The organism is Brevinema andersonii (assembly GCF_900112165.1).
Lineage (GTDB): Bacteria > Spirochaetota > Brevinematia > Brevinematales > Brevinemataceae > Brevinema > Brevinema andersonii.
The window spans coordinates 29,770-54,363 of sequence record NZ_FOKY01000002.1 but is presented as its reverse complement, the minus strand read 5'-3'; the positions used below and the strand labels follow the sequence as shown (position 1 = coordinate 54,363).

The following is a 24,594-nucleotide window of genomic DNA, read 5'->3' as shown; positions in this document are numbered from 1 at the left end:
GCAACAAAGGATGAGTATGGTCTGCATGTAATGCGAAAATATTTTTTCATGGTGTTGAAAACCATTCTTTGATATTTTTTTTATGAGCGTAAATAATTAATGCCGCCAGCAAAATAGATGCTAATCTCAATGGCATAGATACTCCGGGAGTTAAATACATAACGAAAGGCATGGCAATTGCTGCTGTAACTGAAGCTTTACCTACTGTCTTGCCGAATAGAAAAAAGCTTGAGATAAATACAGCTAATATAGTCAATGAAGGAATAGGGGCTAGTGTAAATAATACTCCTGCTGATGTTGCAACACCTTTTCCTCCTTTAAATTTCAGCCAGGGTGAAAAAACATGTCCTAAAATAGCTGAAAATCCTACTAATAGATTGCAAATATCGTTATTTTGGTGGATTAATATTTTAAAAATCAAAAGGGGGACTGCACCTTTTAGAAAATCCAGCACGAAAACTGGTATAAAGCCTTGCCAGAAACCAAACATACGTCCAGCATTAGTAGCACCGATGTTTCCTGATCCTAATTTTCTAATATCACTCCCGCGGATCAGTCCGTAAATTAAACCAAATGGAATGCTTCCGCTGATAAATGCAATAATCATAAATAATATTGTTAAGCCAATGAGATGATGGGGGGAAAACATAAGTGCCTCCTATTTTTCTGCGTTTGACAGACGACTGAAATCTGCTATTTCTTTAAACAGGCTGTTGATAAAAGAAAGCAATGCTAATCGATTATTTTCTTGAATATCACCTGTTTTGATCATAATGTTGGCAAAAAAATCGGTAATTACCGGTTCTAAAGAGAGCAGTTCTTTTAATTTTTCTGCATAAGAAAGTGTCGAAATTTTATTTTCTATTACCTGATAGCTCTTAAAAAGCATTTTTTCTGCGGGTGCTTGAAGTAGTTGAGGATCAAAGTTAGTGATCGTATAGTCTTCTAGTATATTGCTAATACGTTTTGAAAGTCCTGTTAGAATTTGCAGCTGTTGGCTATGATGAGTACGTAAATCCTGTAGTGCAGATGCTTTTTGGATGCTTTCTAAAATATTATCAGTCCCTTGATCACAGATAATCGCTATAATGTCAGCAGAAAAATGATAAGGTGCCTGCTTCAGAATATTTTCTATTCTGACTTGTATAAATTTAGTGATGGAATCCTGCCAATGCTTGAGCTCGACTTGCAAAAGCGGCTGATATATATCCAATACGGCTGTTAAAAATTCTGATACTGAAAAATTATTCCAGCCGAATGCTTCTAAAATATGAATGATCGCAATAACTTGCCGGCGCAGGGCATAAGGATCTCGAGACCCTGTTACTTCTTTACCTACAGCATATAGTGTTAGTAAATTGTCTAACCGGTCTGTAAGAGCTAAAATACCAGATAATGCTTGGGATGGCATTGTGTAGTTTTTATCGAGAGCCAGTGGATAATATTGTTCTTTAATGGCAGATGCTACAGGTTTAGGCAAGCCTGCTTTTTGGGCATAATAGCTACCAATAATGCCTTGCAATTCGGGAAATTCTCCGACCATAAGCGATGCAAGATCTGCTTTAGAGTAAGCAATAGCTTGCAACAAAAGTTGACTGTCAAGGTTGAGATGGAGTTGTTTGTTGAGAATCGTACCAATTTTCTGCATCCGTTCAATTTTATCGTTCATGCTGCCGGCACCGTCCACAAAAGCAATAGAATGTAGAGTCTGTCGATAGAATTCAAGGCCTTTTTTAATATCTTCTTCATAGAAAAATGCACCGTCTGCAAAACGTGCTTTCAAAACACGGCTATTACCAGCTATAACATTTTTGCAGGTTTCTTCGTCGGAACAAGGAATATTAGCCGTAATGATGTAATAAGGCATAAGTACACCTTCGTGAGAAATAATGGGAATGTATTTTTGGTGAATTTTCATTTCGGAAATTAGTACTTCTTTGGGCAGCAGTAAAAATTCAGGATCAAATTCTGCTAGTATAGGATGCGGAAACTCTGTTAGCGAGGCTAGGGTATTTGATAATTCTGAATCTAAAAGCGCATTGGCATTTTGAGTTTGAGCCAGTAAATCAGCTGCTTTCTCAATTGTTGTAGCTCTTTCTTCAAAGGAAGGAAGCACACCCAATGAAGTCAATGTTTCGGCGTAATTATCTGCATGAATTAAAATAACTGGCTTGGGAAAAAGTTGTCTGTGTCCCAATAAAATATTTCTTGCTTCCAAACCAAAAAATTTCAGGGGCAATATTTTATCATCCAACATAGCAATAATACTGCGCACTGGCCTGATAAATTCATAAATTTGACCTTGATGATTCCAGCGCATGGGCTCGTTAAATTTAATCCCAGTGACTATTTCTGTGGTAATTTCTTCAAGCAACGTTTCGATAGGTTGTCCTTTTTTTTGTTTTTCTATAAAAATATACTCTTGTCCTTTGATGTTGCGTATTATAATATCATCGGAACTGACATTATAGGTTTTAAAAAATCCTTCTAAAGCTTTAGTGGGTTTTCCATCCAAATATGCAGCTTTGACAGAAGGGCCTTTTTGTTCAAGAAGTTGATTATTTCCATGAGCTGGCAGTCCCGAAACATAAAAAGATAACCGTCTAGGGGTTGCAAAATATTCTATATCTGTATAATGAATATCCGCTTGCTGAAATGCTAAAGGTACTGATTTTTGTAAATGCTGCAGTGTTTTAGGCAAGATTTCATGAGGAATTTCTTCAACTAAGAGTTCAAAGATAAAATTAGGCAAGGATTTCCTCCCAATATTTTTATAATTATAAAAATATTTTTATTTTTTTTCAACTAATAATCTTCAGGACGAAAAAAATTTCTTTCAACTCCACTGAGATAAGCCATCATCGGCCTGTTAGAGTTGATTCTTGCCCAGTCAAGTGCGGTACGTCCATTGTTGTCCTGTGTGAAGGGAGCTGCTCCGTAAATAATTAAATAATCCGCTATAAGCATCCCTTGAGGAAGTAAAGCTGTATTATGTAGAGGTGTTAGCCCTTGCTTGTCGCGCGCGTTCACAATAGCACCGTGATTGATCAGCGTTTCGATCATTTCTAAAGATTCTGCTTCTACGGCCATATGAAGCGGAGTTTTACCTTCATGATCAGCAAGATTGACATTAGCTCCGAGTTTTAAAGTGTTAAAAAATAAAAAAATATCTTTATTTATAATAGACCAGTGCAGCAAAGTACGCCCTAATTTATCAGAAGCATTAACAGATTTCTCGGATACAGTTTCGATAGGGGTGAAGATATTGTTTGATGCCTCTGATTTTATATTAGTATCATTACTGTGTCGAGTATCAAATTGGTAAAAATCATTCGAAATAATAGACTGTTTGTTTGTAGATGGCTCTAAATATAAAGAAGCTTCCTGTGCAAATGAAAAATTTGCGAAAAATAAAAGAAAAATTAGCATAAATGCCTCCCAATATGCTAAATAGTAATATGTTTAATTCCGATCATAAAAATATTATCGGATTAAAAGAAAAATTATCAAACTATTTTAGTTCTTACAGGAAAAAAACGATAAACATAAAAAGTAGCAACGCAACTTGAAATTTTAGTGAATTAGTGTTATAATAAAATATATTAGTATTTCTTATGCTTTAAAGGAGCAGTGTATGACTTTATTAAAAAAGTTATCAAAAAGTCAAAAAATCAGATTAGCATTTCTAGGGTTATGTATTATTCCGCTTATTATCTATGCTCAGAATAATGGACAACATAAATGGACTGTATATACAGGAGATCCAGCATTCTTGACACTAGCAGATACGATTGATAAGGGTAGGGTAATTTATCATAAAGATGCTCAGAATTTTTCTGCTGTAGCGGGTAATAGAGGAGTATTATTCACTACAACCTTTGTAGCTTTTCCTTCATTGAACGGTTCCTTTTCATGGTCTCAGGTTCGTATTAATGAAGGGACTTTATCGTTTTATCCTCATATTTTTACGGTTGATGGTGGTGAAAGCACTTTATCATTAGCTATTTTGTATAATATTGCACGTGTTTCACCTGTTCGAGGGGTTAGAACACGTCCTAGTTTTAGTCCTACGTCTATTTTGCAGCTTGAAAAAGAAAAAATGAATTTTACGCGCTTAAAATTTGTATCCGAAGGATTTTCTACCACTTTAAATCTTCAAACTGCTAATCAAGAAACAGAATTAAGTTTAAGTGACTATGAAGTTAATTATACTTATTGGCTTAAATCACGACCTAATAAAAAAGAGGCAGATGATTTGCGAGCATTTTTTAAACGTCCGTTGAAGTCATTTAAATTACGTGCTTACAGTGATAAAGGTTATTTGGATACCACATTAGATGGTCCGAAATTGGTAACTTTAGGAGATGTATTTGTAAAAAGTATAGATTTATATGAACGTCTTGTTGATCCACGATCTCCATTAAATCGAACTCCTCGTCAAGCTCCTGCTCAAACAAATGCTGCTCCTAAAAAGCCTGCAGCTCCTGCTCAAACAAATGCTGCTCCTAAAAAGCCTGCAGCTCCTGCTCGAACAAATGCTGCTCCTAAAAAGCCTGCAGCTCCTGCTCGAACAAATGCTGCTCCTAAAAAGCCTGCAGCTAAACCTGCTCCTAAGACTCAGCAGGTGAAAAAGGTAACTACAAATAAACGGCCTCAAACTACTAAAGTTGTGAAGCCCAAATAATAAACACCCTTTAAGGGTGTTTATTATTTTTTATTTGCAGGTTCAACGTTTACAAGAATTCCGCTAACACGAACTTTTTGAATATTAGTATAAACATCATCTGCTTTATTTTCAACTACTTCAAAAAAGGTAAATTTATCATAAATATTAATTCGCCCAATATCAGAACCTTGAATACTACATTCTTTTACTAAAGCTTGAATAATATCTTTTGGGCTTGTGCGATTATTTCGACCAACGTTCATAAAAAATCGAATCATACCAGCTTCTGCTCCGGTATCTGTATATTTATTTGCTTTTTTCTTTTGTTCATTTGCCCTTTCTTCTGAGTTCATTTTTAATAAAGCTGCTGCTAAATCTAAAAGATCTAATTGTGCTTGTTCAGACCAATCTTGAACTTTATCTTTGTATATGTGAATATCTTCTGAGCCAGCAATTTGGATTAATTTTTCTATAGTCCGTTGATTCTGAATACGCTCGACATCTTTAATTGTCGGTATCTTTACTGGTATAAGGTCACTTTTTGTCATTTTTTTCAAACTATTAACCTGATAACGCTCTCGTTTTCCAATAAATGCATAGCTTTTACCTTCTCGGCCTGCTCGACCTGTACGACCAATACGATGGATATATTGCTCAATATCTTGTGGAAAATCATAATTAATGACTAAATCTACATTATCGACATCTAAGCCTCGTGCAGCCACATCCGTAGCAACGAGAACTTCAATAGTTCCTTGTCGGAATTTTTGCATTACAGAATCACGTTGAGCTTGTTTCATATCACCGTGTAGTCCATCAGCAAAAATTCCTTTAGCCTGAAGTTCCGCAACTACTTCATCTGTTTTTCGTTTGGTATTACAAAAAACTAGAGCTAAACGTGGATTTTCTATTTTTAATATACGTATAGTAGCTTCGAATTTTTGACTTTCGTTAATGTTTAATACAAACTGCTCAACTTTTGGTGCTGCTGCTTGATGATTGTCTATTTTTATTGTGATAGGTTTTTTTTGAAATTGCAAAGCAATTTCAAAAATAGGTTTAGGCATGGTCGCTGAAAAAAGAATAGTTTGTCTATCTGTAGGTGCTAAAGCAAGAATTTCTTTCATGTCATCAACAAAACCCATATCTAACATACGATCTGCTTCATCAAGAATAACCATTTTAACATTTTTGAGATTTAATGTCCTTCTGTTTAAATGATCAATAACTCTTCCTGGAGTTCCGACTACAATATGTACACCACGAGCAAGTGTTTTAATTTGACGTTCAATAGAAGTTCCTCCATAGATAGATGCGATTTTTAATCGACGTTTATGCGCTCCTAAACGTGTGATTTCTTTTGCAACTTGATTAGCTAATTCTCTTGTAGGACATAGAATTAGAATTTGTGTGTCTTTTATGTCTGTGTCAATATTTATTAATGCTGGAATACCAAAAGCAATAGTTTTCCCAGATCCAGTATGTGCTTGCCCTATAATATCACTGCCATCCATAATAATAGGAAGGCTTTTTGATTGAATCATGGTTGGATTAATATATCCCATGTCATTAATGGCATGAAATATATCTTCTGGTAAATTGAGATCAGTAAATGTTTTGCTTAAATCAAATGTTGTGCTCACAAGATGCTCCTTTTGTTTTGCTAAAAAATTAGATAGAACAGGTGACGAAAATTAACTGTTCTGATAAGATTTCCTTTATTATTATAGCATAAAGATTATAGATTGGGAAGAGTTTTTTTAAACTTATTTTAAATTTTTACTGAAACGGCTGTGAAAATATGATAAATGTTTTGGTAATTCTTTATTTTTCAAATTCATTGTTTCTGCTGCAATGAATAAAGGTCGTTTAATTACTTCAGTATGAATACGCGCAACATATTCACCAATAATTCCTAATCCTAGTAAAATAGCTCCTGAGAAAAATAAAAGAGTCATCATCAATGAACCCCATCCAGGAATAAAATTGCTTGTGAAGAAAAGTGAATATAACGTGTAAATAGCTAAAATAATCGATACAGCAATAGCTATTAATCCTAAAGACTGCAAAAATAAAATAGGAAAGTAACTAAAAGAAAATAATCCATCCTTAGCAAGTTGAAACATATCTTTCATTCCGAACTTTGTTGTTCCTATAGTACGTTCTGTCCGTTCAAACGGAAATTCTATTTGAGAAAAACCTAACCAGCTGACCATAGCCCTATTAAAACGGTTATGTTCTTCCATATTTATGACAACATCAACGACAACACGATCCATAAGTCTGAATTCGCCGACGTCCTGAGGAATGGCAGTATATGATAAATTATTTAGCAGCCGGTAAAATAAAAATGCTGTTAATCTTTTGAAAATCCCTTCACCCTGACGGACAATTCTCTTACCAAAAACTACTTGATAACCTTCTTTCCACAAGCGCATCATTTCGGGGATGCAATCAGGAGGGTCTTGAAGGTCTGCATCCATAAGAATTACAGCTTCTCCCGAACTGTAGCACATACCAGCATAAAAAGCTATTTGTTGACCTCTGTTTGCTGCCAACGATACAATTTTTATTCTGTGATCTTTTTGTGCATAGTTTTGCAGAATAGATAGAGTTTGATCTTTGGAACCATCATTAACGCATATGATTTCGTAATCTTTAATACTAAATTCTTCTAACTTGTGAGTCAGCATGTCTAAAGAAACTGCAATACCTTCTTCCTCGTTATAACAAGGAATAACAATAGATAGTAGCAACATAGAATTTCTCCAAATAATATCTATTATTTTATGATTAAAATATCTTTTTGTCAATAGATCATTGAATAAATTTTGAATGTAAGTTATACTATACAATAAGTTGGTGAAAATGCTACACAAAAGAGAGGCAATGATGACTTTAATTCAATTTTTATCTTACAGTATACTTGGATTGATAACAGGTTTAGTCAGTGGTATGGCTGGTGTCGGTGGCGGAGTAATTATTGTTCCAGCATTAGTTTTGTTATTTGGATTTCCACAAAAAATGGCGCAAGGAACTTCAATCACTATGTTTATATTACCTATAGGATTGGCTGCTGTTATTAAGTATTGGCAGGCTGGAAATGTAAATGTTAAAATATCATTGATTTTAGCATTATTTTATGTTATTGGCTCATATATTAGTGCAGGATTTGCTCAAAAAATAGACGAAAAAATATTGAAAAATTTTTTTGCGCTCTTAATGATTATTACGGCACTTAATATGCTTGATTTAAAAGATTTATTTCAATATATATATAATTTTTTTAGGTAGAAATTACTCATTTTAGAGAAGATAATATATTAAATTATTTTTTATTTAAGGTAAATATTTATTTGTATTATATTTAAGCATATGAGATATCGATACAAATACTGTTAAAATTATAGAAATAGTTTTCAATCTTTAAAAACTATTTCTATAAAGCTGATATAAAAATAAAAGTTGCTAAAATATCTTTCTTATTAAAGAGTATACAACTATATTGATCCATGTAAAAATCACTATTTAAATAGGTTCACTATTGTTCCAATAATAATACCAACACCAACAAAATCACCATCACTGAATGTTGTATTTGCAAATCCTAATTCTCCTAATATAGGTAATAATGTCACAGGCATGAATGCTAATAATAAACCATTAACGAAACTGCCGAAAATACAGCCTCTACGTCCTCCCAAAGCGTTACCAAATACACCTGCTGTGGCTCCCACAAAGAAATGAGGTACTACTCCTGGAATAATTAATACTCCACCTATAGCATATAAAATGGCTAGTCCGGCTAATCCGCCTACAAAACTGCATAAAAATCCTATAATAACAGCATTAGGAGCATAAGGAAAAACAACAGGGCAATCCAATGCAGGAATGGCATTAGGGACGAATTTTTCGGATATGCCTTTGAATGCTGGGATAATTTCGCCAATAACCATTCTCACACCGGAAAGCACAATTGAAACACCTGCTGCAAAAGTGATTCCTTGAATTAAAGCAAATACTAAATACTGCTGGCCTTCTGATAAAGTTTCAACGAAATCCTCTCCTGCCGCTAAAGCTGCTCCAATGTATAGAATGGACATGGTTAGTGCAATTGTAAGTATGTTATCTCGTAAAAAGCTTAATTCCTTAGGGATTTTTAGTTCTTCTGTTGATGGAGATCCTTTTCCAATCAACTTGCCAATGAGAGCAGAAATAGAGTAGGTGATATTACTAAAGTGCCCTAATGCAATATGATTTTCTGGACCAACGATTTTAGGCATAGCCCAGTAGGTCAGCAACGGAGACAAACTCATAGCTAATGCGTTTGCTAGGGACGATACCAAAATAAGCAAGATGCCGCCACTTAGACCACCAACAGATACAATCACAGTAATCATTGCGGCCATATAAAAAATATGGTGACCTGTTAGGAAAATAAATTTGATAGGAGTAAAACGGGCAATCATCAAATGAAAAATCATAGAGACTACAGTAACAATAGAAACCTGAGTCCCATAAGTGCCTAATGCAACCGCAACAATAGCTTCGTTATTAGGGATAACGCCTTGAACATGAAATGCTTTTTCGATCATTTGGCCGAAAGGCTGAAGCGAATTGACAATAACTCCAGCTCCGGAACCAAGGAGAATAAAACCGATTAGTGCTTTCATAGAGCCGGAGATGATTTCGTTTATGCTTTTTTTTAAGAAAATCAATCCTAACATAGTAAAAAGTGCTACTAAAATTGAGGCTTGGCTTAAAAGATCGACAATAAATTTTAACATAGGGAACTCCTATAATTTCTCACTAATTTTTTGTTTCAGTTCTGGGAGGCTGAGCAAATTTTCTAATACAATGATTTTTTCAGGGTCTATGCCTGAAACAGCTGCTGATGTCGCGACATCTTTACCAAAAACATAGTAATCCGCTGATTTCGTTGATAGTGAAGAAATATCACAATGCTCTACTTCAGCATCTAGCCCTAATTCTTTGATAACTTTTGAAATATTCATCGATATCATAAGCGATGATCCTAATCCTGAACCGCATGCTGTTAAAAATTTAAGTGTCATTTTTTTCTCCTTAATTATTATTTGGAAATTGCATGAATAACATCTGTTACTGACTCTGCAATTTTCAGTTTATTTAAAAGTATTTCATCACTAAAAAGTTCTGCTATATCCATAATAAGGTCTGTATGACTGTTATCTTCATTGCCTGCAAGACCAAGCAAGCAAAAAATAGGATTATTGTTGTGATCACCAAATAATATTCCATTTCTGATAATTAATATACTGATACCTGTTTTGTTGACTCCGTGTTCCGGTCGAGCATGAGGCATTCCTACTCCTGGAGCAATTAGATAATGAAAATGTAGGTCTTTACTGATTTTTTTTACGGCATCTACATACTGAGATTGAATGTAATTATTCTGAAGAAGAGGGGTAAAACAGATATCTAAAGCAGACTTCCATGATTCTGTGTTATCAATAATTTTTACAGAATTTAAAGTTTTTAGCTGCTCGCTTAGAGATGGCATAATAAATTCCTCAATATTATAATATATATATTGTATTTTATATGTTAATTGTTTTTTTGTCAATCTTATTGCTTATAAACAAATAGAGAAAAATTATTTGACAATACATTATAAAGATTGTATAATAGTACAGAATTATAAATATCCGATATTATATATCGATGAGAGGAGTTTTCGATGACTAATAAAAAAGTGACTTATGTTGCTGTCGGCGAAGCTGTTGCCGCTAAAATGGGCTTGCCTAAAAGTAAAGGTGCCGAACTTGGGCGAACTTTTGTGGAAGAAGTCGCATCACTTTTACAAAAAGGTACGGGCGTTGAATTAACTGGATTAGCTACTATGAGTGTTGAAATGTCAAAAGCACGTATTGGTCGTAATCCTAAAACAGGAGCTGAATTAAAAATTCCTGCAAAAAAGCGGGTTAAAGTTGCAGTTTCTCAGAAACTGAAAAAAAGCTTGTAATTAAATTTTAAAATCCCCTAAACTTAGGGGATTTTTTTAAGCAGTGAGTATATGTATCAGAGTTATAAACAAAAATTATTAGATCGATTTCTTAGTTACGTAAGCATTCCTAGTCAAAGTAATACCAATGATCAAACATTGCCATCCAGTGAAGGCCAGATGCAGCTTGCCCTTTTGCTTGAGCAAGAATTACAAAAAATGGGATTATGTCATATAAAATTAAGGGAAAATGCTATTTTAACAGCACAATTGCCCGCAACAAAAAAAAATATTCCATCTGTTGGATTTATAGCGCATTTAGATACCGTTGATGTAGGGTTAAGTCCGGTGATTAATCCTCAAGTTCTATATTTTAATGGTCAGGATGTTCTTTTGAATAAAGAAAAAAATATAGTTTTTAAAGTAGATGAGCACCCCGAAATATTATCTTATAAAGAAGATTATATTATATTTACAGATGGTACAAGTGTTCTTGGGGCTGATAACAAAGCTGCTATTGCAACAATTATGACTATGTTAGAGTATTTCATTCAAGAAAAACATGATCATGGTGATATATGGGTTGCTTTTTTGCCTGATGAAGAAATCGGATTAAGAGGTGCTTGGGCTTTAGATTTATCGGAATTTCCTGTTAAATTTGCTTATACGATAGACTGCTGCGAGTTAGGCGAAGTAGTATTCGAAACTTTCAATGCCGCATCTGCTGTGATTAAAATTCAAGGAATTTCTGCGCATCCAATGTCAGCAAAAGATGTAATGGTAAATCCAGTTTTAGTAGCTCATGATTTTATTGCCCAGTTTGATAAAAGGGATACTCCTGAATGCACGGAAAATCGGGAAGGATATATTTGGGTATATAGTGTGAAAGCAGATTCTTCTGCAGCAGAAGTAATCTTATCAATTCGAGATTTTGATAACAATATCCTTGAATCAAGAAAATTAATGGTGCAAAAAGCTGTAGATGAAGTTAGAAAACTATATCCTAAAGCAAAAATTGAATATAAAATTAATAATATATATTCAAATATTGCAAACAGTTTAATAGATACTATGCCTGTAGAATTGCTATATCAAGCGTGTCAAAATCTCAATATTCCTATTAATATAATATCCATGAGAGGAGGGACAGATGGTTCTGCACTTTCAGCAAAAGGATTGCCTACTCCTAATTATTTTACGGGAGCTCATAATTTTCATTCTATTTATGAATTTCTACCTCTCAAATCTTTCGAATATTCATGGCTGACAACTTTAGAAATTATCAAAATATTAGCAACAACTACTAACGATTAATAGGTTTTATGTTGTTCCCAATACCAAGCAGTTTTTACCATGTCTTTCAAAGTAAATTGAGGATTCCAATTAAGGATTTTTTTTGTCTTTTGAGGATCAGCAATGAGTAATGCCGGATCTCCAGCTCTTCTATCGGTATATAATACTTTAAAATCTACACCTGTAACTTTTTTTCCGACTTCTACCATTTCTTTAACCGAAAATCCACTACCATTACCAAGATTAAAATCATCATTCACATTTTGTGAAATCATTCTTTCCATTCCTAAAATATGGGCTTTAGCAAGATCCGTAACGTGTATATAATCGCGAACACATGTACCATCTGATGTAGGATAGTCATTTCCAAAAATAGATAGCGAATCTCGTTGTCCTGCTGCGGTTTTAAGCATAACAGAAAGTAGGTGTGTCGGAGGTTCGTAAGACTGTCCGATAATTCCTTCATGATCAGCTCCGCAAGCATTAAAATAACGGAAAATACAATAATGAAAATCAGGATATGCATAGGCCATGTCTTTAAGAAGCCGTTCTACCATTAATTTTGAAGAACCATAAGGGTTAATAGGAATTTGCGGATGGTTTTCGTCGATTTTTTCTGCTTGAGGGTTGCCAAAAGTGGCTGCAGTACTGCTGAAAACAAAATAATTAATATTTGCTTTTATCATTGCTTTGAGCAATGATAAAACTTTACAAAAATTGTTTTCATAATAAACATCTGGTTGCATCATGGAAGTACCAACTTCAATGAATGCCGCAAAATGCATAACTGTTTTTATAGGATATTCTTTGAAGATCTTTTCAAGCAGTGTAGAATCACCAAGATCACCTTCTATCAAAGGAATATTTTTATCGATTGCCGAGATTGCTTCACGATGTCCTTTACTAAGATTGTCAAGTACTACAACGGGGTAGCCTTGTTGATGGAGTTCTTTAACGATGTGGGAACCAATATATCCGGCTCCACCGACTATAAGGATCGTATCTTTCATATTTATACCTTTTTTCGAAAATATCTCTGATTATACCATACATATAAAAAATGTCAAGACTATTTCTTGAATTTATAAAGAGAAGAAGTTATACTTAAGAATAAATTTGAAGGAGATATATATGTATAAAATAGCTGTTGTAGGAGCAGGGCCGGCAGGTATTGCAATGGCACGTGAATTAACAGCTGCTGGCGTTAGTTCTGAAGAAATTCTCATGCTTGAGAAATCGCAGCATGATAATGCATCTGTAAGGCAGTTTTATCCGGCTGGCAAAACAATAAATTCTGTTTATAAAAATATCAAAACTGAGAAAAAAGGATTAGTGGGATTTCAAGGTATTATTCAAGTGGATGATTATTTCAGACTTTCCGATCAAGCATTAAAAGACTCTAATGTAAAGGTTTATTTTAATACCGAAGTTCTTAAAATAAAAAAACAATCTGGCCATTTTATTTTAGAAACATCCAAGGGTAATTTTGAAAGTAATTATGTTGTATTAGCAAGTGGTGTTTTTGCGAAGCCTCGCAACCCAGATTATAAAATACCGGCAGAAATTTTAAATAAGGTATCCTATGATGTTTTACGTTTTCAAAAAGAAAAAATTTTCGGCCGCAAAGTTATTGTAGTAGGTGGCGGCGACTCTGCTGCTGAATACACTCAAACTTTAGCTGCTTTAGGTAATTTTGTTTATATTTCCTATCGTCAAGATAATTTTTTTCGTATGAATCAATTAAATAAGGACCTTTTGACCCAGTTAGAGCAAAATCAAAAAATTAAAATTATGTTTTCTACAGATATTGTCGGACTTGAAGCTCAAAATGATGAGATCTTAATTAAATTTGATGGCAGTAATAATTTGACTGTTGATAATGTTGTATTTGCATTAGGAGGGGCATCTCCTGTTGCTTTCATGAATAATTGTGGTATTGATTATGATGATACAAATGTGCAATTAAGATCACATCATGAAAGCTCTATTGATGGAATATTTATTGCTGGAGATTTATCTATGGGTCGTAAGGGAGGGTCATTGATGCTAGCATTTAATAGCGCAAGAGATATAATGGAGGGATTATCTATAAATTACAGTTTTCCAGCTCCTGCTCGAATTTGAAATAGTCTTTTTATAATAAAAAATAAACCGGATAAAGATTCTATCCGGTTTATTTTTTATTTTTCTAACTCTCGTCTGTATACTTTGTTTGATGGAGTCGTAGTTGTCTGGCCACCTAAGAGTATTAATGTATTATCAATAGATTGCATACTTGCAGCAAAACTTCCACTAGTTGTAATTCCTGAAGAGTCACTGTCTGTAGCGTATTGGTTCTGCCATGTTTTTGCACCGTCTGATGACATATAAAATTTGCCATCTGCTGGATTAAGAATGATAATATTTTTACCAATCACTGTAGCCGGAATGCGACCGTTTGTATCACCAGTAAGGGTAAAAGGGAAGGTTGTATGTACTTCTGCCCATGTTAATCCACGGTCTGAGCTTTTGTATATTTTCGGACTAAATTGTTGTGCAGGTTGATTATGGGCTGTATAACTATGTATTAAAAATACATCTTGTCCCATTACAATAGCTGTCATATCTTTGGCAGCATTCCATATATTGGAACTTTTGACTTGATTCCATGTAGTACCGCCGTCAAAGCTTTGCCATGTGTCATTTTTTAGTGTATATGAAGAAGACGTGCTATCATAATCTGCACCACCTGCTATAGTGATGGAATCGCCGACAACAAAAATTGCAGCGCCCCCGCGATTAGTGAGTTCATTAGGTAGTGGAAGAGGAATCCAATCCCCACTGAGTGTTTTAGATTTATGTAAGCGATTGTATCCATCTGTAATATTATTAGGTGTCTTAAATATAACATTGTCGTAAACATAAACTTCATCTTTATAAGTAAAAGTCTGACCTTGAAAAGCTCGTGCAGGAGTAACTGCACCAGCATCGACTTGAGTCCATGTTTTTCCTTTATCCGAACTGCGATGAACTGTAGTAAGCCATGTCGTAGTAGGATTATGAGAAGTTTCATTAAGATCGATTTTTTGTGTTACGCCTGAAAGGGCATAGATAAAAACTTTTCCTTCTTTTTGAACAACAAAAGTTGATAATCCTGATCTTCCCTGACCCCATTCATTAACAGTATTCTCTTTTTCATTACTATCAGTAGGTATTTTTAATGTATAATTAACTGATGGTGCGCTATAGAGCGGACTAAATAAAAATTTACTGGAATTTAATTTCTGCTCGGCTTCATTGACAGAACTTGCAGTAACGATTTTTGCTGCAGTATTTTCGTCATTAATTTGATAAGTAAAATAGGGAAATACTTCTCCAGCGTAAGCAATACCTGAGCGAGTCATAGAAGTAATAGTTAGGGCTGTTCCTTTTTCTTGAATGAGCTCTAATTGAAATACTGTAGGGCTGCTAGTTTTTTTCATTGCGTATATTCGAATGTGGCTGCCAGAAGAATTTATAGAGCTATAAGTCGCAATTTGATCTTTTGCATTAATTTCCCAAGTGTAAGAATTATTATGATCATATTGGTTTCCGTTGCCAATGTAAGTCCATGGTCCTAAATTTTGCAGAGAAGACAGTCTTCGTTCCGGACGATCAGCAATAGCAACAGGAACATAGGACCAAGTTCCAACAGCTTCTAGATTTTGAGATAATTTATTAAGCTCTTGTTGGGTTGGGTTGCCACTTATAGGTACTTGAAGAATGAACTGAGCTTTAGGAGTGTCATCAGAGAAATTTAACGTAAATCCAAACATATTGTTAGCATTATCTCCTGCTATAGTTCCTGTGGGTACTGCTAATGCATATACTGCAATATTTTGAGAAATATTGGATAATCCTCTTAAATTATATAATGCTTTATTTGTGATAATGCCGTTAATTTTAATAATTTCTAAAGTATGGTCTTGACCGTTTTCTTTATCATACGTAGCTCTAAAAATTTCGGTATAATCAGCATTATAAACACCTGCAACTGTCATTTTGACCCAGTCCCCACCAACATAAAGTCGGTATAATGCAGGATCTTCAATTATTTTACTAGTATAATCAGTTCCTTTATAGATAGTAATTGCATCACGTGCTCGTGCAGCAGTATTTTGTATAGTAATTTTTGCTTTATAGGTTTTGAGTGTTGTATTTTCAATTTCTATACCTAAATAAAGACCATCATACGAAAGAGATCCATTCAGCAAGTATATTGCTTGATTAGTGGTTGGATTTGCTACCAATTGTAATTTATATGTGCCATTGATAGAATTTTGTCCTTCTTTTGATTCAATAAATACGGTTTGAGTGTCAGCATCAAACAAATATCTGTTGCTATGAGTGTAGGTGCTGTGTTCAAATAATAATCCGTTGATTGGTTCAAGAAATTGAAAATTTAGTACATTAGCTGATTGTAAAGAACATCCGGTTAATGCTGCTGTAATAGTTATTAGGAGAAATTTTTTCATCACGAACTTCCTTATATTAATATTATTAAATATAATGCTTATTATTGTAACATAGTAATGAAATTTTGTCAACAATTATCCTTTATTTTATCGAGATTATTCTTTTTAAACTTAAACAATATCAAAAAAATAATCAAATTTTCCCATTACCCAATAGAGCACTTCTGAAGCTATTTAGTCTCTATTTAATAAAAAATCGTATTTTTTCAAGTATGGTGCTACTTCGTTGTTAAGAAAATCTTCAGTTTGTTCTGAAGCATAGCCAGTAAAATTTTTTGCATTAACGATTTCAGTAATTTCTTGATGGGACAGCGGAAAATGAGGATCATTTGCCAACTGCTCTAATAAGTTATTTTCCAATCCAGCTTCCTTAACTCTAGCTGAAGCTTCCATCGAGTGTCTTCGAAGTGTTTCGTGGAGTGCTTGTCTGTCGTTTCCTTTTTTGACTGCATGCATTAATAATGCTTCTGTAGCAAGGAATGACAGTTCACTGTCAATATGTTTTTTGATCATTTGAGGATATACTGTTAGGCCAGTCGCAATTTTTTCCCACAGCATCAAAATAGCATCTGTTCCTAAAAAAGCTTGAGGAATCGTTAATCGCTTATTTGCTGAATCGTCAAGAGAACGTTCTAACCACTGTGTTGAAGCAACCATTGCAGGAGAGGAAACCAATGATAATACAAATTTTGCTAGTGATGATATGCGCTCACTAAGAATGGGATTCCGCTTATAAGCCATAGCGCTGGAACCTATTTGTGTTTCGGAAAAAGGCTCTTCCACTTCTCTCAAGTGCTGTAATAAGCGTAGGTCATTGGTGAATTTGTGAGCAGATTCGGCGATATTCCCAAGCAGGTTTACAATTTTTGAATCTATTTTTCTGTCATAAGTCTGTCCACTAACGGGTATAGTTTTGGAGAAGCCCATTTTTTGAACGACCAGCATATCAAGTTTTTTGAATTTTGTATAATCTCCACCAAATAAATCCGCAAATCCACTGCCAGTACCGACAGCTCCTTTGATTCCACGCAATGCCAGTCCGTCGAGAATAAATTCAAGTTCGCGAAGATCTGTTAATAGGCTTTGAATCCAGAGTGTTGCTCGTTTGCCGACAGTTGTTAACTGAGCCGGCTGAAAATGTGTAAAGCCTAGCGTCGGTAGATCCTTATATCTCAAGGCAAATACTGAAAGTGCTTCAATCGTACGCACCAGACCAATACGAATAATATGAAGCCCTTCGCGCATTTGAATAATATCAGTATTGTCTGTAACAAAGGCTGATGTAGCACCCATATGAATAATGCCTTTTGCTGCGGGAGCAACATCACCGTAAGCATGAATATGAGCCATGACATCATGATGAAAAATATTTTCATAGTGTTTGACAAGCTTGTAATCAATGTCGTATTGATGATTGCGTAGTTCGTTGATTTGCTCAGGAGAAATAGGGAGACCACATTCCATCTGTGCTTCGGCAAGGGCTGTCCAAAGCTTGCGCCATGTTTGATATTTTGTATTGTTTGAAAAGTTTTGCAACATATTTTCAGAACTATACCGTTCAGCCCAGGGTGTGGAATAATCATCATTCATAATTTACTCCGTTGCGATATATTGTTCGCGGCCTGCTCCTACTGAAACAAATCCAATAGAGCATTCGGTATATTTTTCAATTTTTTCTATATAGCGTCGAGCGTTTTTAGGTAGCTCGGAAAAGGTTTTACAGTTCGAAATATCTTCATTCCAGCCGGGCATTGTTTCATAAACAGCTGAGATGCGTGCCAGCATCTCAGCTGAAGCGGGCATTTCAGAGATTTTTTTTCCTTCAAGCTCGTATCCTACACAGACGGGAATATCTTTGAGACCACTGAGCACATCTAGTTTCGTTAATGCAATTTCGGTGAACCCATTAATTTTACAGGCATAACGCAGTACAGCCAAATCAAGCCATCCACAACGCCTTGGCCGTCCTGTTGTTGAACCGTATTCGCTACCTTTGGAACGGAGCCATTCTCCCTGCTGGTTATCAAGCTCGGTAACGAAAGGTCCTTCGCCTACACGTGTCGAGTAAGCTTTGCAAACTCCAATAATTTTGCGGATGTGGCGTGGCGAAATACTTGAACCAACTGTTCCACCGGCCGCTGTCGGTGATGACGAGGTTACGTAGGGATACGAGCCGTAATCGATATCCAGCATCATCGCTTGAGCTCCTTCAAGAAGAATGTTTTTGTTTTCGGCAAGCGCTTTTTGAATTTCTGTTTCTGTGTTAATGATGCGTTTGCCTACTTTTTGAGTTATTTCTTTATATTCACTTAAAATAGAATCATAATCTAAGGGATTTTCATTAAATATTTTAATAAGAATTTCGTTTTTTGTTTTAAGAATATTTTTGAGTTTTTCAGGAAACGAGCCATCCAATAAATCTCCTGTACGTAGTCCCAGCCTTGCATATTTATCGCTGTAGCAAGGACCAATCCCGCGCTTTGTCGTACCGATTTTATCACTGCGTTGTCCTTCCCAAAGCCTGTCCAAGATAATATGATAGGGCATAATTAAATGAGCTCTGCTGCTGATGAAAATATGTCCTGTATCGAAACCGCGTGCTTCAAGAGAGGCAATTTCTTGAAGAAATACCTTAAAATCAATAACCATGCCGGCACCTAGTAAGCATTTACTATGTTTGTGAAGGACTCCTGAGGGCAGCAAATGCAAAATAAAACTTTCATTGCCTACTTCTATAGTATGGCCGGCGTTGTTTCCACCCCCAAAGCGGATCACATAATCGGTGTTAGCTCCAAGCATATCGATAATTTTGCCTTTGCCTTCATCGCCCCATTGCGCACCTAATATTATGTCTACCGGCATGTGTCCTCCTGTTTTTTTAAGTGTCCCGGTGTATATCGGAACTTATATAAGATTTCTTAAAGTTTTTCGGAGAAATTTTTGCGAAACAGGGGGTTTTGTTCTATAATTTAGTCGAGCTGTCTAAGGAGCACCTGTGGAGAAAAAAACAAAACTATTGATTAGCGAAAATGATATTATTCTGGATTTTCCGCATAAGCGCGAAGTTTTTGTCGATGATATTTCTGATAAGGCTGAATCGTGTTTCATTGAGTATGTTAAAGCTCAGGAACAGCTGTTTTCGTGCAAAGAATTTTTATTTCGACGCTATTTTGCTGATGCTATACAACCTGCTGATTCCATATCCTTGGAAGATAATTTCCTTTTTAAAGGGAATAATTTGATTGTTCTTCATTCTATACTGCCGGTGTTTCACGGCACGGTGAAGTTAATTTATATTGATCCTCCTTACAATACGGGAAATACATTTATTTATAAGGATAAATTTTCGCGTGCGGTGTGGCTGCTGTTTATGAAAAATAGACTAGAAACAGCATGGGAGTTTCTGCGTCCGGATGGTATTTTAGCGGTGCAGTGCGATGAAAACGAGCAGGCATATCTTAAGGTATTAATGGATGAACTTTTTGGTGAAGATAATAGTTTGGGAGTAGTGGCTGTTATGATGAATCCGGGAGGCAGAGATTATCGTTCGATAGCACGGACACACGAGTATATTTTGTTTTACGGAAAAACCAGCCAAGCACGGCTTTATCCTCTCCCAAAAATAGACAAACCGTTTCCTTTTCATGATTGCTTGGGAGGGTTTGAGCTGCGCAGCTTGAGAAACGGTAATATTCGGTTTCATGAGGGCAATCGTCCGAATTTACGGTATGCGTTTTATGTTGATCCTTCAAAAAGCGACGAAAACGGACTTTATCCTGTATTTTTAACGAAAAAAAAAGGGAGAATCGAAATTTTTCCCAAGGAATCTCAAGGTACCAAGACCGTATGGCGTTGGAGTAAATCAAAAGCAAAAGCTAATCTGACTACAAACTTAGCTGCACGTGCTTCGAAAGACACTTTTCTTATATTTGAGAAGTATAGAAAAGATACAAAACTAGTCCGCAGCATTTGGACAGAGAAAGAGTTTCAAACCAGCAAAGGAACACGCCATATTAAAGAAATGTTTTCTTACAGTGCTTTTGACTATCCTAAACCAGAACAGTTGATTGCGCGTATTATTGAAATTGCGACACTTCCTTCCGATAGGGTTATGGATTTTTTTCTTGGTTCTGGTACCACAGCTGCAGCAGCTCATAAAATGGGCAGATCCTGGATCGGCATAGAGCAAATGCATTATATCGACACTGTAACGCTATCTCGCTTGCAGAAGGTGCTGACAGGTGAAGCTGGTGGTATTTCGGAGCTCTGCGGTTGGAAAGGCGGAGGTAATTTCTTGTATGCCGAACTATTGAGGGATGATAAGCACCCTTTTGGGATTGACTATATTGCTCGCCAGGATAAATCATGTATCTCAGATTTTTATCATCTTTCAGAACAAGTTCAGATCAATAAGGTATAATCCGTCAAATGCTCCGATAAGAATGTAATTTTCTTTCATATCTAAAATCTGAAGTGGCGGATGATCAAAAAAATCTTCGCTTATTGTTGATGAAATAATAGATAAATCTTGAATATTTATAACTTTAAAGTCACCATCTGCAGTATCGGCCAGCACGATCCGCTGTTTATTACCAATGACCGGTGTGTTGATGGCTCGTACTCGGGAAGGAGCTTCAAAACGTACACTACGTAGAGGGCTAAGAGTTTCATCTATTTCAGTCAAGATTCCCGAAAAATGTTCAAGTAACCACACACGCCCTCCGGCTAAGGAAAAAATACCATCCTTGTAAACATTATTACGGGCAAAAATTTCATCTTCGCGGTATACTAATAATTCGTCACTGGTGGGAACGAAAATATATGGGCTTTGGATAATAGGCTGACGCAATGAAAATGCTGAATATGGTGATCCACAAATCAGCATACGCCTTTTTTTTGAGTCGGGTGAGAATAGTTCTAAAAATCCATTTTGGAAGCCTAAAAGTAGTTCATTTCCAAAGATCAGCGGTAAAGTTTTAGGTGATGAGTTGAATGTAAAAAGTTTTTTGTGTTTGAGGCTATGTTTATCGAATTCTAAAAGATCAGGACCTAGAAACACATAAATTTTGTTATTGAAGAAAATAGAATGTCTAGGCATTAGTAAAGTATGCTGAAAAGCAGAATGCTTTTGTGTATCATAAGAGTATTGCTCGAGCAACTCTCCGTCTGTGGTACGGATTCTGAGTAATGCATCACTGATTACTACAATGATTTCATTTGTATCTGTATGCAAAATTTTAGCTTCAGATATGGGACTTTCAGATGCCAAACCTTTGATCCAAAGCATTTTTGCAGTATCTCTCTCGAGTGCAATCAAATAATGACGGTTCAAAACGAAAATTTTATCACCGATGAATATGCCAGAACGCCAAAATTGTCCACTACGGGGTGAAGGTTCTTTTTCATCAATTATATACTGCCATATAAATCCTTTGGGCAGGCCATTGGAACGCGTCGCAGGGTATATAGGAATTGCTGCAAAAAACAATAGAGTAGCATAAAAAATATTCATTTTTTCCGCCGTGCATTTTTCTTTTGACGCGTGTTAAGTGCTGGCATTTCTTGTTCGGCTCTGATATCTAGACGGCTTAGCAAACTTAAAGTTTCTAGTCTTATTTTTTCTTTCATTTCACGAAACATCTCTGATGCGCGCAATTTGTACTCAACAACAGGACTTTTTTGTGCATATCCTTGCAGACCAATACCGTTTCGAAGCGCATCGATGTTCCGCAAATGCTCTTTCCATGCCCCGTCCAGTGTACGAAGGGAGATAAATTTGACTGCTTGTCTTACAATTTCGGGTGGAACATCTGTAAAACGGTCAAGTACTTGTTTTCTTAATTCTAGGACTAAATCATTGAAAGAATTATACTTATCAAGAGTAATTTCAGTATTGAAATAGGTATGAATCCACGATTTTAATTGATCATCGTCCCAAGTATCAATTTTCCGGGGGCGTTCACGGCGTATCTCAGCATAATCATCCAATGCTTCTGTAATAAGTTCTTCTAGCATCAGATGTTCATGTTCGACATCCAGGATACGATCGCGCAGTTTGTAAATGTAGTTTCTTTGTTCATTCATGACTTCGTCGTATTCTAAAATATTTTTGCGGATATCGAAATGAAAATTTTCCAATCTTTTTTGAGCGATTTCTATAACGCGGCTGGAAAGTTTATCCTGCAGTTCGTCTTTTTCTGAGAAACCTGCTTTTGCCATAAAATCTTTGCGTTGAGCCATGCCTACTGCTTTCATCAGCTGATCGTCAAAAGAAACGTAGAAAATAGAAGCTCCCGAGTCTCCCTGACGTCCTGAACGCCCACGCAATTGGTTATCAATTCGGCGAGCTTCATGACGTTCTGCTCCTAGGACTAACAAACCTCCCAACTCGACAACTCCTTCTCCAAGCTTGATATCTGTACCTCGACCGGCCATATTGGTAGCGATTGTTACTGCGTTTTTCTTACCCGCATCTTTAATAATTTCGGCTTCTTGAGCATGATATTTGGCGTTTAGCACATTGTGAGAAATTTTTGCTTTTTTAAGCAGTTTCGACAACTCTTCTGATGATTCCACCGAACCCGTACCCACAAGTACTGGTTGTCCTTTTGCGTGAGCTTCGGCAATGTCTTTCAATAGAGCTTTGTATTTGGCTTCTTTTGAAATAAACATTTTGTCCGGATAATCAATACGTGCTATAGGTTGATTGGTAGGGATAACGATCACATCGGTTTTGTAAATGGAATAAAGTTCGGCAGCTTCTGTTTCAGCAGTGCCTGTCATGCCGGCAAGTTTGCTATACATCCTAAAAAGATTCTGAAAGGTAATAGATGCAAGTGTTTGATATTCTTCTTTAATTCTGAGTTTTTCTTTGGCTTCGATAGCTTGATGAATTCCGTCCGACCAACGGCGTCCTGGCATTTTACGTCCAGTAAATTCATCGATAATGACTATTTCTCCATTTTCTACAATATATTCAACTTCTTTGGAGTATAAATAATGGGCTTTAATTCCTGACAAAACATAATGAATATAGATGCTGTGTTCAGGAGAATAAAGATCATCAATGCCGAGAAGTTGTTCGATATGCTTAGCGCCTTGATCTGTAAGAGTTACACTTTTTTCTTTGAGGAAAAGTCCAAAATCTCCTGTACCTTCGATAACTTCTTCTTTTTCGTTGATTTCTGCTTGCTTCAGTTGTGGAATAATACGATCTACTTTATAGTAGAGATCGGTTTTTTCCTCGGACGGCCCGGAAATAATAAGAGGGGTGCGCGCTTCGTCAATGAGGATCGAATCGGCTTCATCGACGATCGCATAATTTAGTGGACGTTGTGTTTTTTCGCTCAGGTCAAACACCATATTGTTGCGCAGGTAGTCAAAGCCCAGTTCATTATTGGTAATATAAGTGATATCGCAGGCATAAGCGTCTTTACGGTCAATAGAAGTTAGTTCCGTGCCAAATCCCTGTCCTGAAAATTTCACTTCGAAGCTTTGTCTATCTTGGTTTATAATGCCTACGCTTAGTCCTAAGAACAAATAAATCGGAGCCATCCATTCGGCGTCGCGTTTGGCTAGGTAGTCGTTAACTGTGACGAGGTGAACACCTTTTCCAGTCAGTGCGTTTAGGTACAAAGGCAGAGTTGCCACAAGTGTTTTTCCTTCTCCTGTTTTCATTTCGGCAATGTTGCCTTCGTGCAGGGCAATACCTCCAAACAATTGCACATCAAAATGCCGCATATTGAGCGTTCGAAATGCTGTTTCGCGTACTACTGCAAAAGCTTCCGGTAGAATGTCGTCTAATGTTTCGCCACTATCCAAACGGTGCTTAAACGTTTCTGTTATTTCTGTAAGCTCTTCATTGCTTAAGGCTTGCATTTTAGGTTCCAGGGCATTGATCTGGTCAACTCGTCCTTGGATTTTTTTTAAATCGCGTTTCTGCTTGCTTCCAAAGAATAGTTCCAATATTTTATCAAAAACAGCCATTGTGAGCTCCTATTTATAATAGTAAAATTATAAAGTCCTTTGTAGTAAAAATCAAGTTTTCGTGAAAAAGCACTCCGCTTGTTTAGGGTAGAATGTTTGTTATTTTTTATTTGTGATGAGATGTCCCATTTTGTAGGTTATAGCTAGAGTTATTCGAGTGGAAATTTCTTGGA

At 35.9% G+C, this 24,594-nt stretch carries 20 protein-coding genes; 6 read left to right on the top strand and 14 right to left on the bottom strand.

All coding sequences use genetic code 11. The annotated features are described in order from the left end of the window. Positions 1–46: 46 nt before the first annotated feature. From BM018_RS02690 to BM018_RS02680, 3 genes are read right to left on the bottom strand one after another with little or no spacing between them, the layout of a single operon-like run. A complete protein-coding gene (locus BM018_RS02690) occupies positions 47–649 on the bottom strand; it encodes a glycerol-3-phosphate acyltransferase (protein ID WP_092318349.1) in 603 nt (200 codons plus the stop codon). Positions 650–658: 9 nt separating this feature from the next. Further along, positions 659–2,752, bottom strand: coding sequence for a glycine--tRNA ligase subunit beta (gene glyS, locus BM018_RS02685; protein WP_159428142.1), 2,094 nt, complete (start codon positions 2,750–2,752; stop codon positions 659–661). Positions 2,753–2,805: 53 nt separating this feature from the next. Then, positions 2,806–3,429: an ankyrin repeat domain-containing protein gene (locus BM018_RS02680; protein ID WP_092318343.1), complete on the bottom strand. Its 624-nt coding sequence runs from the start codon at positions 3,427–3,429 to the stop codon at positions 2,806–2,808. A 205-nt stretch (positions 3,430–3,634) separates the two neighbouring features. On the opposite strand from BM018_RS02680, the gene BM018_RS07960 reads away from it, so the two are divergent. Further along, complete coding sequence (locus BM018_RS07960; protein WP_092318340.1) at positions 3,635–4,684, top strand: hypothetical protein; 1,050 nt, start codon at positions 3,635–3,637, stop codon at positions 4,682–4,684. 23 nt (positions 4,685–4,707) lie between these two features. On the opposite strand, the gene BM018_RS02670 is transcribed toward BM018_RS07960, so the two are convergent. Further along, positions 4,708–6,309 (bottom strand): DEAD/DEAH box helicase, encoded by a 1,602-nt coding sequence (locus tag BM018_RS02670; RefSeq protein WP_092318337.1) that lies wholly within the window; start codon positions 6,307–6,309, stop codon positions 4,708–4,710. 123 nt (positions 6,310–6,432) lie between these two features. Then, positions 6,433–7,425 carry a glycosyltransferase family 2 protein gene (locus tag BM018_RS02665; RefSeq protein ID WP_092318334.1) on the bottom strand — a complete coding sequence of 331 codons (993 nt, stop codon included), beginning with the start codon at positions 7,423–7,425 and terminating at the stop codon, positions 6,433–6,435. Between the two features lie 130 nt (positions 7,426–7,555). Between BM018_RS02665 and BM018_RS02660 the strand changes: the two genes are divergently transcribed. Next, the gene (locus BM018_RS02660; protein ID WP_159428141.1) at positions 7,556–7,960 is read left to right on the top strand and encodes a sulfite exporter TauE/SafE family protein; all 405 of its coding nucleotides are present in this window, start codon (positions 7,556–7,558) and stop codon (positions 7,958–7,960) included. Between the two features lie 230 nt (positions 7,961–8,190). Here the strand turns inward: BM018_RS02660 and BM018_RS02655 are convergent, their stop codons facing one another. Genes BM018_RS02655 through BM018_RS02645 form a run of 3 tightly spaced genes read right to left on the bottom strand, consistent with a single transcriptional unit; the run spans position 8,191 to position 10,208 of the window. Continuing rightward, on the bottom strand, positions 8,191–9,453 hold the full coding sequence (locus BM018_RS02655; RefSeq protein ID WP_092318328.1) for a PTS ascorbate transporter subunit IIC: 1,263 nt from the start codon (positions 9,451–9,453) through the stop codon (positions 8,191–8,193). Positions 9,454–9,462: 9 nt separating this feature from the next. Beyond that, complete coding sequence (locus BM018_RS02650; RefSeq protein ID WP_092318325.1) at positions 9,463–9,741, bottom strand: PTS sugar transporter subunit IIB; 279 nt, start codon at positions 9,739–9,741, stop codon at positions 9,463–9,465. Positions 9,742–9,758: 17 nt separating this feature from the next. Further along, a complete protein-coding gene (locus tag BM018_RS02645; RefSeq protein ID WP_092318322.1) occupies positions 9,759–10,208 on the bottom strand; it encodes a PTS sugar transporter subunit IIA in 450 nt (149 codons plus the stop codon). Between the two features lie 177 nt (positions 10,209–10,385). Between BM018_RS02645 and BM018_RS02640 the strand changes: the two genes are divergently transcribed. After that, positions 10,386–10,670: an HU family DNA-binding protein gene (locus tag BM018_RS02640; RefSeq protein ID WP_092318320.1), complete on the top strand. Its 285-nt coding sequence runs from the start codon at positions 10,386–10,388 to the stop codon at positions 10,668–10,670. A gap of 51 nt (positions 10,671–10,721) precedes the next feature. Beyond that, positions 10,722–11,963: a peptidase T gene (gene pepT, locus BM018_RS02635; protein WP_092318317.1), complete on the top strand. Its 1,242-nt coding sequence runs from the start codon at positions 10,722–10,724 to the stop codon at positions 11,961–11,963. Here pepT and galE read toward each other — a convergent pair. Further along, complete coding sequence (galE, locus tag BM018_RS02630) at positions 11,960–12,952, bottom strand: UDP-glucose 4-epimerase GalE (RefSeq protein ID WP_092318314.1); 993 nt, start codon at positions 12,950–12,952, stop codon at positions 11,960–11,962. The two genes, pepT and galE, sit on opposite strands and share 4 nt — an antisense overlap. Before the next feature lie 121 nt (positions 12,953–13,073). On the opposite strand from galE, the gene BM018_RS02625 reads away from it, so the two are divergent. Further along, positions 13,074–14,066 (top strand): NAD(P)-binding domain-containing protein, encoded by a 993-nt coding sequence (locus BM018_RS02625; protein ID WP_092318311.1) that lies wholly within the window; start codon positions 13,074–13,076, stop codon positions 14,064–14,066. 56 nt (positions 14,067–14,122) lie between these two features. Here the strand turns inward: BM018_RS02625 and BM018_RS02620 are convergent, their stop codons facing one another. From BM018_RS02620 to BM018_RS02610, 3 genes are all read right to left on the bottom strand, one after another. Next, the gene (locus BM018_RS02620; RefSeq protein ID WP_092318308.1) at positions 14,123–16,435 is read right to left on the bottom strand and encodes a sialidase family protein; all 2,313 of its coding nucleotides are present in this window, start codon (positions 16,433–16,435) and stop codon (positions 14,123–14,125) included. 174 nt (positions 16,436–16,609) lie between these two features. Beyond that, positions 16,610–18,028, bottom strand: a complete 1,419-nt coding sequence (gene purB, locus BM018_RS02615; protein ID WP_407640961.1) for an adenylosuccinate lyase — start codon at positions 18,026–18,028, stop codon at positions 16,610–16,612. Then, positions 18,029–19,297 (bottom strand): adenylosuccinate synthase, encoded by a 1,269-nt coding sequence (locus tag BM018_RS02610; protein ID WP_092318302.1) that lies wholly within the window; start codon positions 19,295–19,297, stop codon positions 18,029–18,031. A gap of 133 nt (positions 19,298–19,430) precedes the next feature. On the opposite strand from BM018_RS02610, the gene BM018_RS02605 reads away from it, so the two are divergent. After that, positions 19,431–20,855, top strand: a complete 1,425-nt coding sequence (locus tag BM018_RS02605; protein WP_092318299.1) for a site-specific DNA-methyltransferase — start codon at positions 19,431–19,433, stop codon at positions 20,853–20,855. Here the strand turns inward: BM018_RS02605 and BM018_RS02600 are convergent. Both BM018_RS02600 and secA read right to left on the bottom strand, forming a co-directional pair. Next, positions 20,826–21,947: a hypothetical protein gene (locus BM018_RS02600; protein ID WP_092318296.1), complete on the bottom strand. Its 1,122-nt coding sequence runs from the start codon at positions 21,945–21,947 to the stop codon at positions 20,826–20,828. The genes BM018_RS02605 and BM018_RS02600 overlap by 30 nt on opposite strands. Continuing rightward, positions 21,944–24,421, bottom strand: a complete 2,478-nt coding sequence (gene secA / locus BM018_RS02595) for a preprotein translocase subunit SecA (RefSeq protein ID WP_092318293.1) — start codon at positions 24,419–24,421, stop codon at positions 21,944–21,946. The genes BM018_RS02600 and secA overlap by 4 nt, the downstream gene beginning before the upstream one ends. Positions 24,422–24,594: the final 173 nt, after the last annotated feature.

Excerpts from the sequence above, each read along its gene's own strand:
- BM018_RS02645 (WP_092318322.1), bottom strand. The coding sequence starts at position 10,208 with ATGCCATCTCTAAGCGAGCAGCTAAAAACTTTAAATTCTGTAAAAATT.
- BM018_RS02620 (WP_092318308.1), bottom strand. The coding sequence starts at position 16,435 with ATGAAAAAATTTCTCCTAATAACTATTACAGCAGCATTAACCGGATGT.
- BM018_RS02625 (WP_092318311.1), top strand. The coding sequence starts at position 13,074 with ATGTATAAAATAGCTGTTGTAGGAGCAGGGCCGGCAGGTATTGCAATG.
- BM018_RS02600 (WP_092318296.1), bottom strand. The coding sequence starts at position 21,947 with ATGAATATTTTTTATGCTACTCTATTGTTTTTTGCAGCAATTCCTATA.
- BM018_RS02640 (WP_092318320.1), top strand. The coding sequence starts at position 10,386 with ATGACTAATAAAAAAGTGACTTATGTTGCTGTCGGCGAAGCTGTTGCC.
- BM018_RS02655 (WP_092318328.1), bottom strand. The coding sequence starts at position 9,453 with ATGTTAAAATTTATTGTCGATCTTTTAAGCCAAGCCTCAATTTTAGTA.
- BM018_RS02690 (WP_092318349.1), bottom strand. The coding sequence starts at position 649 with ATGTTTTCCCCCCATCATCTCATTGGCTTAACAATATTATTTATGATT.
- BM018_RS07960 (WP_092318340.1), top strand. The coding sequence starts at position 3,635 with ATGACTTTATTAAAAAAGTTATCAAAAAGTCAAAAAATCAGATTAGCA.
- BM018_RS02665 (WP_092318334.1), bottom strand. The coding sequence starts at position 7,425 with ATGTTGCTACTATCTATTGTTATTCCTTGTTATAACGAGGAAGAAGGT.
- pepT (WP_092318317.1), top strand. The coding sequence starts at position 10,722 with ATGTATCAGAGTTATAAACAAAAATTATTAGATCGATTTCTTAGTTAC.
- galE (WP_092318314.1), bottom strand. The coding sequence starts at position 12,952 with ATGAAAGATACGATCCTTATAGTCGGTGGAGCCGGATATATTGGTTCC.
- BM018_RS02610 (WP_092318302.1), bottom strand. The coding sequence starts at position 19,297 with ATGCCGGTAGACATAATATTAGGTGCGCAATGGGGCGATGAAGGCAAA.
- secA (WP_092318293.1), bottom strand. The coding sequence starts at position 24,421 with ATGGCTGTTTTTGATAAAATATTGGAACTATTCTTTGGAAGCAAGCAG.
- BM018_RS02660 (WP_159428141.1), top strand. The coding sequence starts at position 7,556 with ATGATGACTTTAATTCAATTTTTATCTTACAGTATACTTGGATTGATA.
- BM018_RS02650 (WP_092318325.1), bottom strand. The coding sequence starts at position 9,741 with ATGACACTTAAATTTTTAACAGCATGCGGTTCAGGATTAGGATCATCG.
- BM018_RS02680 (WP_092318343.1), bottom strand. The coding sequence starts at position 3,429 with ATGCTAATTTTTCTTTTATTTTTCGCAAATTTTTCATTTGCACAGGAA.